Source organism: Candidatus Cardinium hertigii, assembly GCF_003176915.1.
GTDB lineage: Bacteria > Bacteroidota > Bacteroidia > Cytophagales > Amoebophilaceae > Cardinium > Cardinium hertigii_A.
Genome location: NZ_CP029619.1, coordinates 651,224 through 667,692 on the forward strand (window position 1 = coordinate 651,224; position 16,469 = coordinate 667,692).

Genomic DNA, 16,469 nt, shown 5'->3' on the forward strand with positions numbered 1-16,469 from the left:
GATGATTGATATGCGTAGGCGTTTGTTATATACTATTTGTTTGCTTATTCAAATGGTCAAAAGGCCGCTGCTGCTGGTTATGGTATGCTGTTGGATGCAAGCTGGCAGCTGTCAACAAACCAATGCTACAGACTTCACACGACTAACATTAAAAGAAGCTGTAAAAGAAGGGAATATCAATAAGTTCAATACATGCTTAAAAGCAAAGCAAGATCTTACTGAACCAGATAAAGATGGCAATACGCTCTTGCATTGGGCATGTGGGGATACAAAATCCACTATGGGTAATGAAAAAGCTACGCAAGATCGTATAGCTATTATAGAAAAGCTACTCCGAGGTGGTATCGATATAAATGCAGCAGGATACAACGGATGGACCGCTTTACATTTTGCAGTAAACGAAGCGTGTAAAAAAACGTATAAAAAAGAAAAAGAAGCATATATAAAGGTCATTAACGTACTTTTAAAGGAGGGAGCAACCAAAAATTGCAAAGATATCCATGGCTACACCCCCCTTTATTATGCATATACAATGAATGATCAGGAAATTATTACATTCCTTAAAAACAAAAAAGCCACCTTATAGATCTGCACAAGCTGTAAATTGACGCAAAAACATAAGATCATGCTCCGAAAAAAGCCGTACATCCTCAATTTTATAAAGCAACATAGCAATCCGTTCCATACCCATGCCGAATGCAAATCCACTTTGCTTGGCGGTATCAATACGGCAATTCATCAATACAGTAGGATCTATCATACCTGCCCCTAATATTTCTACCCAGCCGCTCTGCTTGCAGACTGTACATCCTTTTCCTTGGCACAATATACAGCCTATATCTACCTCTATACTTGGCTTTGTAAAGGGAAAATAGGAAGCCCTGAAACGAACAGGGGTAGCAGTGCCAAATAACGCGCTTACCAAGTGGCGAATGGTTGCCTGTAAATCACTAAAGGTAACATGGGTATCTATAAACATGCCATCTACCTGATGAAAAAAGCAATGCGATCGTGCCGATATGGCTTCATTCCTAAAAACACGTCCTGCTGTAATGGATCGGATGGGGGGGGATTGTGCCGTACAAGCAGCGATCTGTACAGAAGTAGTATGGGTACGTAACAAACGGTCTGGATGCCGTTGTAGAAAGAAGGTATCTTGCATGGCTCTAGCGGGATGATTTTCAGGAAAGTTTAGAGCAGCAAAATTATGCCAGTCATCTACAATCTCTAGTCCTTCTGTAAGGTTAAAACCCATCTGTTCAAATAGGGCAATAATTTTATTTTGTACAATGCGCACAGGATGCAAGCTACCTAAAGGAGGACCAATAGCTGGAAGCGTTACATCTACTGGTTGGCCACCAGCTGTTTGAGGAGTGCTTTGCTGCCATTGTTTGCTGGCTTCTTTAAATTTTTTTTCTGCTGCTTGCTTAAGCGCATTGAGTGCAGGCCCTATCTGCTTTTTCTCTAAAGTGGATAAGGTTTTAAATGCCTCAAATAAAGCAGCTAGCTTCCCCTTTTTACTGATGAAATCACGCCGGAAATCTTCTAGAGCAGCGGAACTATTTAATTCCGTCTTCTTTATTTTTTCTTGTAATTCTATAATTATATGAAGCATACTACAAAAATTACCACTCATATATAACACCAAGTGACATACTGAACGGGCTACCCTCATACCCCCTTCCCGTATAATGGGCGAACTTATAGGGGTATCTAGCATACTTTACCGTTAAGTATACGTAAGATCTAGCATCAAACGCATAGCTACCACTTAGTCCCCCCTCAAAACCCACCTTCGGCTCCCTACTCACTGCCCCACTATCTCCTTCCGCACGCAAAGGGGGCATGCCATATAGAGAGGCAACAGCTGTTAAAAGACATTTGGGAGCTACTTGATAAGCTGTAGTAAATTTTACCTTCCTATTGGGTTTATTGAGCAAGTAGCCTGTTGCTACCTCTTCCTTACCTAGCCAACCCTGTAGCTTTAAAGTCATATGTATGTTTAATCTAGGATCATTATAATATAGTATTGCGGTAGGATTCCATAGCTTCTGAAGCTCATCCTTATAATATAGTGCGTATAAGTGAGATTGATTGGCGCTTGCTTTTCTTTTTTCAGGTAAATTATTAAAGTGACTATAAGCCATATAAATATGATAGGACAACGTCCGCATAGCCAACAGCTCTCCTCTGCTACCTAGCTGGAAATGGAACCCTTTACTGTAATGCTTTAAAGTATACGCATCCGTTATAAAGGGATCTTTTATCACGATATCTCGTAGATGTAACGGCTGAACCGCATTCCCTATCCCTAGTCCTTGTATAGTGATATAAGGATTTAGCCAGGATATAGCGGCATGTTTCAGTAGAACCGTAGGGTACAGCTGCCAATGCACGTCCCCATTGGCAATGGGCGCATTGTGATAGGAACCCTTTATGCTAGTCTTTAATTGCACTGCTTGCGGAAAATCAACTGTAATACCTGGCTTAAGGGATAGGATTCCGCGTAGTGGCTGCGCAGTAGCAGCCGAATGGTGCCCTGCTAAATTGCCATACACTTTTACATGTAAGGCATAGCTCTCCAACCGTTTGATCCCTTTATATTGCGCTATCAAGCATTTTTCGCTGATTTTTTTATTTTTTTTATTTTGGCAAGCAAGCCAGTCATACGCTATTTGCACCGTATGGGCAGCTGATGCATGGGCATGCTGCAAGCGCAGGGTCCCTGCTATTTGCTGTATGCCGCGCTTCATACTAGGATAAGAGGAGTTTGTTTCCGGTAGGAATCGATAGGTCTCATACTGATACTGGAGCGCTGGATAAAATAGCCATGCTCCGATCGTAAACTTTCCTTGACCTTCCACAGCAACCATTGGGCTTTTCCAACTCCTGTGCCAATAAAAAGGAGCATAGGTTGCATGTAGATACCCCACCCCTTTCCCTTGCCTACGCAGGAAAGAAGGATAGTAGGTAAGCTCCATAAAAAGAAAAACCATGTTTAAAAGTCCTAAATTTAAATAGGAAGGGAAGGAAAGCGTAAGCGGCGCCTGCTTCAATGGGAAAGGAGAGAGGACCTCGGCTACGGGATCCAGCGGAAAAACGTAGGGAGCCAGCGCTTGCAGCATTGCCAACGACTGCTGTTCGCTTTTAACTGTCTGCGTAGGGGCCTTAAAAAATAATTTTGGTACTGACTCTATTTTGTTTTTTTTATGCTTCTCAATAACAAATTGAGCCTCCTTAAGCTCATTTTCTTCTTTTTGTGCATAGCATACCGCTGTTCCCATCCATAAAACCCAACTGTATAACCAGGTATATTGCACTGTATGGCTTTTGAATTTCATATAACTCGACTCCCAACCTTATAACTGTAAATTATGATATAGACAACCTACGGCAATGCTATACCTAAACCCTTGTTCCTTTTTGTTTTACGCACCCTACACGTAGACTCAATTTACAAATTATTTTTAGGCGTAGAAAATGCCATACAGCTTGCTACTTATTGCATTTCCCTATAAAATAGCATCATTTTTTAGTACTGTACTATAAATAGTTGCCATTTTTTATCTAAATTGAGGAGCTATAACTTTTATAGGCAAGCTTTCCCTTTGCATACAAAGCCATTTATCTGTTAGCTGTTTCAAAGGGAACAAGGGATGGTAGGGGCAGCTGGATTTATAGTACGCAACAGCAGTGTTTTATTTAGGACGAGGACAAAAGGAGAAAAAATGGGTAATGTTTTTTTAGGTAAAAAACAAAAAAAGAATAAAAAAGCAGTATTGCATACGCTTCGAGAGTGGGTTAGCTCCCTTTCTTTAGCCATTATAGCCGCCACACTGATCCGCTGGGTGCTCATGGGTTTATATGTAATACCTTCTGAATCTATGGAACCAACACTCCTAACAGGGGATTTTATTTTAGTCAGCAAATTGCATTATGGTGCACGTACGCCTACCACACCCCTACAGCTGCCGCTTACCCATCAAACATTGCCTTTTTTAAATGCAGCAGGCAAAAAAATAAAGGCTTATAGCGATTGGCTACAATTACCTTCCTATCGTTTACCTGGGATAAGTAAGGTACAACGCAATGATGTTATTGTTTTTAATCAACCTATAGGTCCAGAGCCACCTGATTTACGAGATTATTGGATTAAACGTTGTGTAGCCATTCCAGGAGATCTGCTACATATAGTCCATAAGAAACTCTACATCAATGGAACTTTACGTGTTACCTCTGGTGAGCAGTATCGTTATTTTGTACAAACCAAACGCCATTTAACGGATGTCTTTTTTGAGAAAAATGGCATTAAACGGTACAAAGCTGATACTATGTTTGGGCAAACAGGCTATGCCATACATACTACGCCAGAAAAGGTGAAACAGCTGATAGCCATACTGCCTGCTTATATACATGCTATTGATCCTGTAGAGGACATCAGAGGCATTTTTCAATCTGCTATTTACCCTTTTCATGCTGCTTTTAGTTGGAGTAAAGATAATTTTGGTCCGCTTACCATTCCTAAAAAAGGCATGACTGTTCCAATGAATGAGGAAAATAGTATATTATATGGTCAAACCATAGAAAGATTTGAAGGCAAAAAGTCCGTCCAGTTTACGGAAGGATCCTGTTGGATAGATGGGAAAGCTGTATCAGCATATACTTTTTGTAAGGATTATTATTTTGTTATGGGAGACAACCGGGATAATTCTTGTGATGGCCGTTTTATTGGATTTGTTCCAGAAGACTACATTGTAGGGAAGGCCATTATAGTGCTACTTTCTTCCAGTAGTTCTAAAGGGTTTTGGCATGGGATACGTTGGAATAGGTTTTTTAAGCAGATACATTAAAATATACCATTATGTCCGCCCCTGCCTTTCCGACTCGGTCGCATGATTTTTCTGCTTGGTATAATGCATTAATTGTACGTGCGGGGTTGGCAGAAAATGCGCCTGTCCGAGGCTGTATGATCATCAAACCCTATGGGTATGCCATTTGGGAGCGGTTACAAGCTATTTTTGATCATGCTTTTAAGGAAACAGGCCATATGAATGCTTATTTTCCTTTACTGATTCCCAAGTCTTATCTCCATAAAGAAGCGGCCCATGTAGAAGGGTTCGCTAAAGAATGTGCAATTGTAACACATTACCGTTTAAAAATGGATAATGGTGCTCTAGTAGTAGATCCTGCTGCTCAATTAGAGGAAGAGCTAATCGTACGGCCAACTTCAGAGACCATTATATGGCACACCTATAAACAGTGGATTCAATCCTATAGAGATCTTCCTATTTTACTAAATCAGTGGTGTAATGTAGTACGTTGGGAAATGCGCACGCGGCTTTTTTTACGTACTACTGAATTTTTATGGCAAGAAGGGCATACAGCACATGCTACGCAAGCAGAAGCAGAAGCAGAAACCTTACAGATGTTAACGCTTTATGAGCGCATTATAAGAGATTACATGGCTATGCCTGTCATAAAAGGACTCAAAACAGATCATGAACGCTTTGCCGGTGCGGAAAAAACGTATACCATTGAATTACTGCTACAAGACGGCAAAGCGCTTCAAGCAGCCACTGCTCATTACTTAGGGCAACGTTTCTCGCGTGCTTTTGGCGTAACCTTTACCAACCAGGCAGGGATACGGGAGTATGCATGGGGGAGCTCCTGGGGTACCACTACGCGTCTTATGGGTGCCTTGGTCATGATGCATGCCGATGACAACGGGTTGGTACTACCGCCTAAAATTGCACCCATACAAGTGGTGCTTATACCGGTTTATAGAACAGCTACCGAACGCATAGAAGTGGTTAACCAGTTGGTCCATTTGCAAGCAGTGTTGAAGGCAGAAGCTATCCGCGTAAAATTAGATGACAATGATCTTTACAAGCCTGGGTATAAATTCTTTGAATATGAACAGCAGGGCATTCCTATTCGTATTGTAATAGGTCCTAAAGATTTGCACCATAACCGTGCAGAGCTGGCACGAAGGGATAGCAAAGAGAAAGTTAGCGTTGCTATAGCAGATGTGGTTCCACAAGTTATGGATTGGCTGTCATCCATTCAAGAGCATATCTATCAACGTGCCCTTGCTTTTCAGCAGCAGCATATACATTTGGTAGATGATTACGCTACTTTCAAACAGCTTATCGCCAGCAAAGGCGGGTTGCTGCTCGCCCATTGGGATGGAACAAGCGAAACAGAAGCAACAATCAAAGCAGAAACAAAGGCTACGATTCGTTGCATACCGCTTGACAGGGCAGCAGAAGCAGGAAAGTGTATTTATACAGGAAGGCCTTCCCCAAAGCGTGTAATCTTTGCACAAGCCTATTAAGCTTTTCCTACTATTTTTTTTACTGAATCAAAAGTAGCAAGTATAGTGCTATACCAATAGCAATAGCCACATGCCTACCAAATAACCCTATTTTTTCTTTTGTAATACACAATAAAACAAAGCATAACTATATCTACTGATAGGCTATCCAATCATTCCTATCCTCACAGATAGTAGCGTTAAACGCCATTCAGGTCCCAGATAAAAAATAGGAAATAAAAAGGTTTGAGATTGCCTTATCCATTAAACAGAAGTGCAACATTTATAAAAATTTTAGAAATGATTCCTCTTAGTGCCCTATTCATCTGCTCTGTTATACTACCATATATGGATGCAACAGCGCAATTAGCTATGCGGATAATCCTAATAAGGGCCATAACCCATCCTAGTTTGAAGAAAAAAGCTATGGCTATAAATGGGAATGAAGCGCTTGAAAAGCATAAAGAGGAAACTAAAAAAGTGGCAGGGATAATGCGCATAGCAAAAGGTAATTAAGGCAATGGTCAAAAAAGCAAATCTTCCCCATTGATTCTATAACGTGTATAAATGCTTCAGGGCTATAGCAGCTATCCTTTACTGTTTGGGTTGCATCGTTCTGTAACAGGAGGGAATAGCCTTCTAATAAAACAACCGGCTCTTGAAACCAGCAGCCTAATTGTACTGCTTAAGGCGGTGGCTGTTCCCTATGGCTTATTATCCAACCTATTCCTGATACAAATAATAGAAAAATAGCTTCTGCAAGAAGGGGTATACCAAATGGCGTACGCTTTATTACAGAAAAAATCCAAGCTTCACTTTCTGTTTCTCAATAAGATTTAAAAAAAACCTTTTGATGCGTTGTATAGGCACATGCATGAAAGAGTTTATAGTCCCATAAAGCGCAACGGCCTACTGAAGTAAATTGAACTGTAAAAGAACTGCTAAAAAAAGCAAAAATTCTTTTTTTTTAACAAGCAGCATAAATTATTATTTACAACTGATTATGTTTAAATTAATTTATACATTTCTTATACAGTAGCTTACACGACCGCTTCGCACACTTGTTTTTATGCGAACAATTCTTTACAATAAAAGTTAGGTAGAGGGAAGAAAGTAGCAGCATATATTGTCCATTTTATTGTTTAGGTATGCTATTATCTTTTTATAAAGCTAACCATATATTAATTATTTTATATTGAATTTTATGTATTGTTACTGCAACAAGTATTACCAGATTTTTTGCAAGCAGTTTGCTAGGATATTAATGGTTATTATTGCTGCTATTTTTTTATGGGGTTGTAATCGGGTGGATACAGGTATGAAGGTCCTGTATAGTAGCAACAATACTACAATCACTATTGACATGTCAACTAACGCCGATAACATAGTAAAAATCGCTTCACGTCTTACGCATGATTCTCTAAAAAAAGCATTAGAATCCGTAAAAATATTAGGGGAAATCATAGATACACTCCTTCTCTTAAGACCTTTAATGCCTGCACAAGAAAACCGATTTTTACAAAAATGTAAAAGGATAATGCATATAGAGGGATCATCCAAATACGACTTACTTGGTGTAGCGCTATTGGGAGGGGGTGCAGCAAGTATAACCTTCCTTAGTAATGTAGCTAGTTCCTATTTAAGCCATAGCTTGGGAGTAGCTGAACCTTATATAGCGTATAGTATGTCAACTGCGTTGCCAGCTACCTTGCTTACAGGTAGCTTTTCACTTATAGCAGTGCTAGGCATGACGCAATGGAATAGAATGGGAAATACACAAAAACCACGTCTCTCTCGCAAAGCGTTAATGAAAGAAAAAGAAAAAGCAGAAGAAGCATTGAACCATGCTTACGAACTATCCAAAAAAAATAAAGAAAGTTATTCTTTCGATTTTGACTTCATAGAACGGCATGCCAAACCCGCAAGAGAACAAATGAAAAAATTGTTTTGCAATACGTATGATCTAGCTGCAGAGAGAGATGAATCCCTCCTCCTGTTTTTTCCTCATGCTCTAGCAGAGTTAGAGAACCTATTAGAGAAATTAAAAGAATCGCTGCAATCAATCTCTGAAATGTTACAGGAAGGGGAATTTAAACGTCAAGTAGAGAAGTGTGATGAGTACAGATGTTTTATAAAAACTATGTTTGGGCTAAAAGGAAAAGAACATTATGTAACCTAATTTATGATTTATGTACAGTAACAAATACAAAACTTGTATTATACAAATTATAGCGGTTTTATTTGCATGGGGTTGCCACAGAGCACCTATACAAATGCATAGCAACGAAAACTATGGACAGGAAACAGGGACCTCTACTATAAGCAGTGGAAACAATAAAGAAAATCAGCTAACTAATAGGGGTTCTTTGATGGGAGAATCTCTAACCCTAGAAAAGGAATTACTAGATGATATGGGGCGTATAACGGATTATTTTACTAATGTACAAAAAATCGTTTCTCAAAAAATAAAATGGAATACACTCCTAAAGATGGGCATGGTTGCCACTTTGTCCTACTTGCCGCCATTTTTACTATGGGGTTATAATTATTACTATAACTTCTCCACAGGGCCAACTATACCATCCAGTTATGATGACCCAATTCCTATGCTCTTTTTCCCAGAGGCAACAGCAACAAGCCTAATAAACGACAGGGTACCTACTATTTTTCAAGTAGAGCCATCCACATCAAGCTATCCTAACACGATGCCTTCTATTTCCCAAGTAGCACTAAACCCAACAGCAAGCTTTAACAACATAGCTATTTACAAAATAGCATGGATCGGATCGAGTGCTTGCCTCGGTGCAGGTATAACTGTTTACCAATATGGGGACCTATTAAGCGCAGCCTCTAAGGCAGCAGTAGGTTTACAAGAGATAATAGCCGAGGTACAAACCGCATTCGAACAGGCAGAAAAAAATCCATCAGATGCTAACCAAATACACTATGCAAAAATAGCATTAGTCAAATTATTTAAAGAAGTATCAACTGTAATACACAAGATGTCTACTAAACTATTCCATCATTGCTTTCCTAAAGAAGCAAAAGAAGACATAGGTAGATTACTAGGAGAAATAAAACAGAAAATAGAAGCTGCTACAGCGCGCGAATCAGATGATAAAAAGCACAAGCAGTACTTAATTCAACTGAAACCGTATATACATGAAATGCTATCGAAAATACAACCAAAATTGTGCAACCCAGGTTCAGTAAAAAATTTTTAAAGCTTTTATTCTGTTCTCTACAAAACCTATACCGTGATTATATTTCTTTATGCTAATTTAGTTAATCAATACTAAGGAGAGTAATATAAAAAGTTATAGGCCACTGGACTTTATTTATAAAAAACTCGATATACTTAACACAAATAAAAAAACAAAAAAATGATACGTAATATAGCAAACAATAGGATTGGTTTATTTTTATTGTATTTTTTTACATTGGTACCAGCGTGTAAGAAACATACCATAACCCTATCTGAAAATAGCCCCCCTCTTGTTCATAAGGTTCCTGCTCAAAAAGCTAAACAATCCCATGAGGATCGACTTGACAAGCATAAACTACCATTAGAAATAGCTCATCCAGATCAATCTGAAAAAGAAAATAATAACGAAAAGGATAATGAGAAAATAAATTGCGAGCAAAAAAAGCTACCTAGAGCAACACCTTCCATTGGTTCAGAAGAAGTTCCGCAAGATCCATCTAAAGAGAAAAGTAAAAGTGAAACAAAAGTAATACAAAAAAAAGCATCAAACGATTTGGAAGATAAACTTTCACAAGAACAAGTACACCGCTATAAAAAAAAAGTAGAAAAACTATATAACAAAAATTATAATACATATGCAAGTAAAATAACAAGATTAAAATTAAACGTTCTGGATATAACAGAAAAGCAATCGCCTAGAAAAGAAAAACACAATATAAAAACAGAGACAAAAGAAAAAGTTAAAATCTTACAAGATATTCAAGCACAAGCAACGTTAATCCAAAAGGATCTAAAAGCAGACTTAAAAGAAATAGAGCAAGAAAAAGAAGTAAAGGCCCAAACACAAGAGATACCAAAAGAAATAAATGAAATGGTAAAACAAATGCAGGAATTGAATCGCAATATCTTTAATTTGTTGCACGGAATAAATAATTTATTATAATTGTACAATGCAGGGATGCTTTATAAAAAAAACCTACTTCATGATCGGAAAAATTTTAACAATAGCTGCGCTAGCTACCATTACCTATGCCAATCTACCCACTACTTATACGCTTGGTCATCAGGAACCTACCCTACCTTACTTGCAACAAGGTAAACTGTACTATATTGATTCATCTGAAAATTCAGCTGCCTATACAGCTATAAAGGCTGCAGAGATTTTTAATGCTTCACCGGTAGTCGTGATGGCCATCCGGCGTGTAGGCTGCAAATTTTGCCGCCATGAAGCTAGTAGGCTTAGCAGTCTTGCTGACCAGCTCAACCAAAGGGGCATCCGCCTCATTGGTATAACCCATGAAATAATAGATATAGATGCCTTTCGACCCTATCTTAAAGGGGATATTTATTACGATCCAAATAAACATTTCTTTGGCCCTAAGCAACGATGGATGCCTTTGTGGATGGGATTCCTACGCTGGTCTACTTATGTAAACAAACACCAGGGAGCTAGCATAAAAGGGAATCTAAAAGGTGAAGCGAGGTTACTGGGAGCTATTTATTTAATTAATAAAGATAAAATAACCTTCATGCATTTGGAAAAACATTGGGGGGACCATGTGGATATACAGGCAGTGCAAAAGGCTATAGAACAGATTAACTAGCTTATCTTTTTACAAAGCCAGGGTATAAACATCCTAATCAAGCTTATTTTTTGTCTCTGTTCAGCACTATGGCATAAAACGCGTTTTGCAACAATTTTTATACATAAATATAGAATAGCTGGTGTCTAGTTTTTTAAGGAAATTCATTATAAAACTTGAACTTTTACGCTAGAAATCCGACCTAAAAGTATGCTGAAAAGCAGATTCCTGTCACAGTGCTGAACAGGTACTATTTTTTTCCTGTTTTTACAAGGGTTACTACAGTAATGCTAGCAAATAATGCAATATAGCAAGCAGGTGCAAAAGGACTACCATACGTACGGTATAAAACCCAGCAAATGGCAGCAGTAGGTTTCCCAAGCAGACCTGTACCTAATACGGTAGCAAAACCTACGACGCAATAGGGATTGGTGCTATGGGTTTGCTCTTTACACCAAACAGTTATAAAACAGCTAAAAATTACGCCCCAAGCAACTAACCAAAAACGAGCAAAAATAACAAATCCCATAGAGGCTTCCTGCAATCCCATAAAAATGGGAATAATGGACAACGCTACCATGCTACTTGCCCCTAGCATAAGCAAGCGGGGGGTAAACTTTGGACCTACCACTCCTACCCATCCCAATAACACAATATCCACCAACATAAACAGCGTAGTATGTTGCATCATATGTACATAGGGAATAGTAGCTATCATTGGAATAAATTTGGGCATAAAAAGAAAAGGAACAGCATACGTGAGGTAACCAAAGCCCATTACAACTGCAATAGGGATGATCGCATTGCGCCCTTGCCAGAGCTGCTCCCAGAGAGAAGCAAAACTGGGGCGAACCCCCATTCCCCTATCTAGTTGGAGAAAGGAAGAATGCCCCCATCTAAAAAAAATTAAGTTTAACAATGTGATTAACCCTGCTATAATAAAAGGCAAACGCCAATAAAACAGGATAGGGTTCCTCCCAATTAATACAGTTGCTACCAGGCTTGCAAAAGTAATACCTACCATTGTTGCCCTTTCATAACGTGCTGAAAATAACTTAGCCTGTCTACAATCTGTCTGTTGCATTAAATACAAACGTGCTATATGGTACTCCCCTGCTGCACAAATTTCCATACAAAATCTAGCAACCAATAACCCAAGACTTCCCCACCAAGGAAGGGCACTATAAATAGGCAAACAGCCCATAAACAGTTGACATATACTGGCCCCTAAAAGAATATAACAAAGTAAACGTTTTTCTGCTACGTATGCTGTAAATAGGCAAAAAAGGAACCCTCCCAAAGGCTTAGCTATACAAGCAGTTATAAGAATACTATAACCTAATATAAGTTGTAGGGTTGTTTCCTTTTCCGGAAAAAAAAGGGGAGCTAGCATAGGAACCATATAGCCATATAGCGCATTATCAAAATGTATAACGGCATTTGCTATAATAATGGACTGACGCTGCTTCGTTAAAGACATGGCAGATTTTTCTGCAGTAACCGATACCCACACTTTCTCCCTAGAAAAACGCACTAGGAGGAAAGCGTAGCGTTGTGGAAGAAAATAGCGTTGCGGGGATAGGACTCGAACCTATGACCTTCGGGTTATGAGCCCGACGAGCTACCAACTGCTCCACCCCGCGGTGTGATACTATTAAGAACTATTGTTTCGTAGTTCCCTACTGAGAACTACTGCCCTGTAATTTCCTATTAAGAACTATTGTTCCGTAGTTCCCTACTGAGAACTACTGCCCTGTAATTTCCTATTAAGAACTATTGTTCCGTAGTTCCCTACTGATCCTCCCTACTGATCCAATGCCCCTCTAACAAATATAAGCATATTATAAGAAACTTTGCAACTATTCCCCTATTCCCACAATACAAGATTCCCTTAAACGAAGGGTACTAAAATAAAAGGCTTACGTGGCGTTTATACCTATAACGCTCGAGATAAATTTTTTTTGTATACTTATCTATTTATTTCAACCTTTAAGGGGAAATTACATGGACAGGTACCACTTAATAGCCTCAATGGGAACACACAGGGTTCATTTAAATTATAATCCATGAACAACTATAAAGCTGGGTTTGTAGCTATTATTGGTAAGCCCAACGCAGGGAAATCTACTTTAATGAATCTATTGATCCGGGAGGAGCTGGCCATCACCCATGCAAAAGCACAAACTACCCGCCATACCCTATACGGTATGTCATCTGGAACACATTTCCAGATTATTTATATGGATACACCAGGCATTATTACACCCGCTTACCCCCTACAAACCGCTATGATGGAAGCCGTAAACACTGCATACGCAGGTGCGGATATCATGCTTTGGGTAGTGGATGCAAAGGAATTGGAAAGCAACCCGCTGCCCTATGAAAACAAAAGCAACAAACCAACCTTATTGGTATTGAATAAAATAGATTTACTGACACCTACTCAGTTGGATGAAGCAAAAGCCTATTGGATACGGCATCATCCAGCTGTAGAAATTATTTCTATATCTGCCAGCCAAAATAAAAACATCGATCAATTAACGCAAAAAATTGTGGAATGGTTACCCTACCACCCCCCTTATTACCAGGAAGATTTCCTAACAGATAGACCAGAGCGTTTTTTTGCACAAGAAATCATACGCAAAAAAATATTAGACTACTATCACCAAGAAATACCGTATAGTGTAGAGGTAAAGATCCATAGCTTTAAGGAGATGGAAGCGCTTATTAGCATAGAGGTAGTTATACATGTAGAACGACCCTCACAAAAGGGTATTCTAATAGGGCACCAAGGAACGGCATTGAAACAGCTAGGGATAGCAGCTAGAGAAGCATTGGAGAAATTTTTCCAGAAAAAAATCTTTTTAGGGCAACGCGTTAAAGTTACCCCTAACTGGCGTAAAAACATATTACTCTTGGCTCAGTTTGGCTATCCTGTTAAAAAATCAGAACTTATACGGAATCCAAAGTAAATCAGTGATTTAATTCTACTTATCCATATAATAAAATACCTACTAATACCAATAGCGTACCGATTACACCAGCTATATTAGACCAGATTAATACTTTGCTTTTTAATACGATGCCATATACAAGCCAGCTACTGAGTCCAATAAAACTCCAAACAAAAGCAAAAAAAGCTACACCAGTTGCTTGTTTGGTAGTAAAAATCTTATAAGCCTGCAAGTAAAACATTAAGTTTGCAAGCGGCCCCATCACCATCATATAGTTTTTATAAAAAAAATTAAACTTATTTTTTTCCATAATTGGACTAATTAAATAGAATATAGTCTATCAGGCTTATATATATATTACCCAGTTTTAAACAGACCGTTAGCTAAGGCCCAAGGTGAATAAATGTAAATACCTTTTTTCCAGCTTTCGTAGCTGTATTGTGTTCCTCTACTGCATAATAGGAAGAATGTATGAAGCAGGTAAGCTCACCCTTGCTTTCTTTTTCCTTAAGCTTCTTTTCTAATTCCTCACTAACCCCTAGCATCCTTTGAAATCCTGTACCAATAATAACAACGGCATCTTTGCAACCTTGTTTCTCTAAATCCTGTAAAAATACAGCCGGTAGTCCCAAGTTTTTTTCTTTTTTATTAAAATTATACGTTATGCCAGCACGCATCGTATTTGAGAAATCTTTTTCTGTAACATAGCCATAGGCATGAGGCATTATGATTAAGTTTTTCTCGTCATCTCTATTTTCTTGCGTTGTATCAGACAATTTTATTTCTACTATATTGTCGGTATTTACCTTATGGGTTAAAGCACTCCCTGGATTCAAATAAGACTGACCAGCCGTAATATGAAAACGGATGACCTTATCACCCAATTTTGTAATGAGACACTTATCCTTAGGGATGTTGTCTTCTGAATTGTTAAAGTAACACCATATGGGATGAGGAGCATGTTCACACGCCTCTTCTGGCTTACTACAAGAAGCAGACAGACCTAACAACCCGCCAAAGCATAGCGGAATCACCCTGCCTATCCACAACAAACGCTCCCCTACAAATCTACGCCCTATATAAAATACAAACAGCAAAATAGTCATAATGCAAAGCTAAAAAATAAGCAAAAACAAAGGTAAAAGTAAAACAAAATACATAAGATTCAAAACAGTGTAATGGTATACCTTTACCACTTAAAGGGTATACCTGCCCACTAAAAACATCCCTAAGCAAGAGAAAAATAGAAAAAAATAACTATTAACTCCCCATATCTCTAGTTTTTTTGAAAAAAAAATGTAAAATTGCTACATCCTATCTTAGGTTACTTACAACTGGTAGCGTTTACTGCTAGCAGCTGGTACATAGCGGGCCCATAGCTCAGTCGGTTAGAGCATCTGACTCATAATCAGCAGGTCCCAGGTTCAAGTCCTGGTGGGCCCACGTATCATTGGGCTTATTTTCTGTTTTTAACTGTGCTATTACTTAATTCTATTTGCAGGAAAGCAGCCCCCATTGCCATTTATGACAGCGGTGTAGGAGGGTTAGCCATAGCTAAAGCAGTTCAAAAAATATTACCACAGGAATCTTTGCATTATATTGCGGATACCCGGCATTTACCTTATGGTAATCAAACTACCACTTCCTTATGTAGTTATGTAGCGCAGATAGTAAATTTTTGTTTGGATAAACAGTATAAGCTATTGGTAATAGCTTGTAATACAGCCACAACTGCCGCTGGCTACCTTAACGCTACCTATTTTATAAATAAGGCAATTCCTATCATCAATGTAGTAGAACCTGTTATAGCTGCTTTATGTGCTACAACAGCTGATAACCCTATAGGTCTTATAGGTACCACCTATACCGTAACCCATGGCAACTATAGTAAACGTTTGCAAGAAATAGGGAAAAGCATTATCGCTTTGTCCACACCACTTTTAGCAACTATGGTGGAAGCCTCTTTTGTTCAGCAACCCATAGATGCCCGTTTGCTACAAAGCTACTTAGACCCATTGGCGCACGCAGCTATACATACACTTATCCCTGCTTGTACCCATTACTTGTTTTTAGAATCGGAAATTAAGCAAATTTTCAGAACACATTATCACATAGCATTAAATACTATAGATGTAGCAGGGCTTACGGCCTTAGCTGTTAAAGATTTTTTAACTTTACATAACCTTCTGCATAGCAGCATTCAACCGGTTTCGCATTGTTTTATGGCAACTGCCTTAACAGCGGCATTTACCAATGCCACGCAGCAGCTGTTTGGACAGAGTGCTATAACCATAGATTTACAGCCTTATAAAGAAAGTGTAGTTGCTATGACAGCTCCTTATATGCCCTAGTTCTTGAGTTAGAAAACGTATAGGCATATATACTTTCTATTGTTAATTAAATGGTATCTTCAC

The 16,469-nt window shown here is 38.7% G+C and carries 16 protein-coding genes and 2 tRNA genes; 12 read left to right on the forward strand and 6 right to left on the reverse strand.

What is annotated here, in order from left to right; genetic code table 11:
* The first annotated feature begins 1 nt into the window (after window position 1).
* A complete protein-coding gene (locus DK880_RS02610) occupies window positions 2-586 on the forward strand; it encodes an ankyrin repeat domain-containing protein (RefSeq protein ID WP_109997269.1) in 585 nt (194 codons plus the stop codon).
* On the opposite strand, the gene pheS is transcribed toward DK880_RS02610, so the two are convergent.
* Together pheS and DK880_RS02620 are read right to left on the reverse strand one after the other, a co-directional pair.
* Window positions 581-1,615, reverse strand: coding sequence for a phenylalanine--tRNA ligase subunit alpha (gene pheS, locus DK880_RS02615; RefSeq protein ID WP_109997705.1), 1,035 nt, complete (start codon window positions 1,613-1,615; stop codon window positions 581-583). The genes DK880_RS02610 and pheS overlap by 6 nt on opposite strands.
* Before the next feature lie 10 nt (window positions 1,616-1,625).
* Window positions 1,626-3,284: a hypothetical protein gene (locus DK880_RS02620; RefSeq protein ID WP_109997270.1), complete on the reverse strand. Its 1,659-nt coding sequence runs from the start codon at window positions 3,282-3,284 to the stop codon at window positions 1,626-1,628.
* 372 nt (window positions 3,285-3,656) lie between these two features.
* Here DK880_RS02620 and lepB point away from each other — a divergent pair, with 372 nt between their 5' ends.
* From lepB to DK880_RS02655, 8 genes are all read left to right on the forward strand, one after another.
* Window positions 3,657-4,850: a signal peptidase I gene (lepB, locus tag DK880_RS02625; RefSeq protein ID WP_109997271.1), complete on the forward strand. Its 1,194-nt coding sequence runs from the start codon at window positions 3,657-3,659 to the stop codon at window positions 4,848-4,850.
* Between the two features lie 11 nt (window positions 4,851-4,861).
* The gene (proS, locus tag DK880_RS02630; protein ID WP_109997272.1) at window positions 4,862-6,334 is read left to right on the forward strand and encodes a proline--tRNA ligase; all 1,473 of its coding nucleotides are present in this window, start codon (window positions 4,862-4,864) and stop codon (window positions 6,332-6,334) included.
* 279 nt (window positions 6,335-6,613) lie between these two features.
* Window positions 6,614-6,829, forward strand: coding sequence for a hypothetical protein (locus DK880_RS05195; protein ID WP_162534134.1), 216 nt, complete (start codon window positions 6,614-6,616; stop codon window positions 6,827-6,829).
* A 51-nt stretch (window positions 6,830-6,880) separates the two neighbouring features.
* The gene (locus DK880_RS02635) at window positions 6,881-7,066 is read left to right on the forward strand and encodes a hypothetical protein (protein ID WP_109997273.1); all 186 of its coding nucleotides are present in this window, start codon (window positions 6,881-6,883) and stop codon (window positions 7,064-7,066) included.
* 610 nt (window positions 7,067-7,676) lie between these two features.
* The gene (locus tag DK880_RS02640; protein WP_204082242.1) at window positions 7,677-8,492 is read left to right on the forward strand and encodes a hypothetical protein; all 816 of its coding nucleotides are present in this window, start codon (window positions 7,677-7,679) and stop codon (window positions 8,490-8,492) included.
* Window positions 8,493-8,586: 94 nt separating this feature from the next.
* On the forward strand, window positions 8,587-9,537 hold the full coding sequence (locus DK880_RS02645; protein ID WP_204082243.1) for a hypothetical protein: 951 nt from the start codon (window positions 8,587-8,589) through the stop codon (window positions 9,535-9,537).
* 159 nt (window positions 9,538-9,696) lie between these two features.
* Window positions 9,697-10,461 (forward strand): hypothetical protein, encoded by a 765-nt coding sequence (locus DK880_RS02650; protein WP_109997276.1) that lies wholly within the window; start codon window positions 9,697-9,699, stop codon window positions 10,459-10,461.
* Window positions 10,462-10,501: 40 nt separating this feature from the next.
* Window positions 10,502-11,122: a peroxiredoxin-like family protein gene (locus DK880_RS02655; RefSeq protein WP_162534135.1), complete on the forward strand. Its 621-nt coding sequence runs from the start codon at window positions 10,502-10,504 to the stop codon at window positions 11,120-11,122.
* A gap of 229 nt (window positions 11,123-11,351) precedes the next feature.
* Here the strand turns inward: DK880_RS02655 and DK880_RS02660 are convergent, their stop codons facing one another.
* Both DK880_RS02660 and DK880_RS02665 read right to left on the reverse strand, forming a co-directional pair.
* On the reverse strand, window positions 11,352-12,635 hold the full coding sequence (locus DK880_RS02660; RefSeq protein WP_109997278.1) for an MFS transporter: 1,284 nt from the start codon (window positions 12,633-12,635) through the stop codon (window positions 11,352-11,354).
* 36 nt (window positions 12,636-12,671) lie between these two features.
* A tRNA-Met gene (locus DK880_RS02665) sits at window positions 12,672-12,744 on the reverse strand.
* Between the two features lie 423 nt (window positions 12,745-13,167).
* Here DK880_RS02665 and era point away from each other — a divergent pair.
* Window positions 13,168-14,073, forward strand: a complete 906-nt coding sequence (gene era / locus DK880_RS02670) for a GTPase Era (protein ID WP_109997279.1) — start codon at window positions 13,168-13,170, stop codon at window positions 14,071-14,073.
* 19 nt (window positions 14,074-14,092) lie between these two features.
* Here the strand turns inward: era and DK880_RS02675 are convergent, their stop codons facing one another.
* Both DK880_RS02675 and DK880_RS02680 read right to left on the reverse strand, forming a co-directional pair.
* Window positions 14,093-14,365 carry a SemiSWEET family transporter gene (locus DK880_RS02675; RefSeq protein ID WP_109997280.1) on the reverse strand — a complete coding sequence of 91 codons (273 nt, stop codon included), beginning with the start codon at window positions 14,363-14,365 and terminating at the stop codon, window positions 14,093-14,095.
* Between the two features lie 73 nt (window positions 14,366-14,438).
* Entirely contained in the window at window positions 14,439-15,161 is a 723-nt protein-coding gene (locus DK880_RS02680; protein WP_109997281.1) for a hypothetical protein, read from the reverse strand.
* A 263-nt stretch (window positions 15,162-15,424) separates the two neighbouring features.
* Between DK880_RS02680 and DK880_RS02685 the strand changes: the two genes are divergently transcribed.
* A tRNA-Ile gene (locus DK880_RS02685) sits at window positions 15,425-15,498 on the forward strand.
* Between the two features lie 32 nt (window positions 15,499-15,530).
* Window positions 15,531-16,406: a glutamate racemase gene (gene murI, locus DK880_RS02690; protein WP_162534136.1), complete on the forward strand. Its 876-nt coding sequence runs from the start codon at window positions 15,531-15,533 to the stop codon at window positions 16,404-16,406.
* Window positions 16,407-16,469 lie beyond the last annotated feature (63 nt).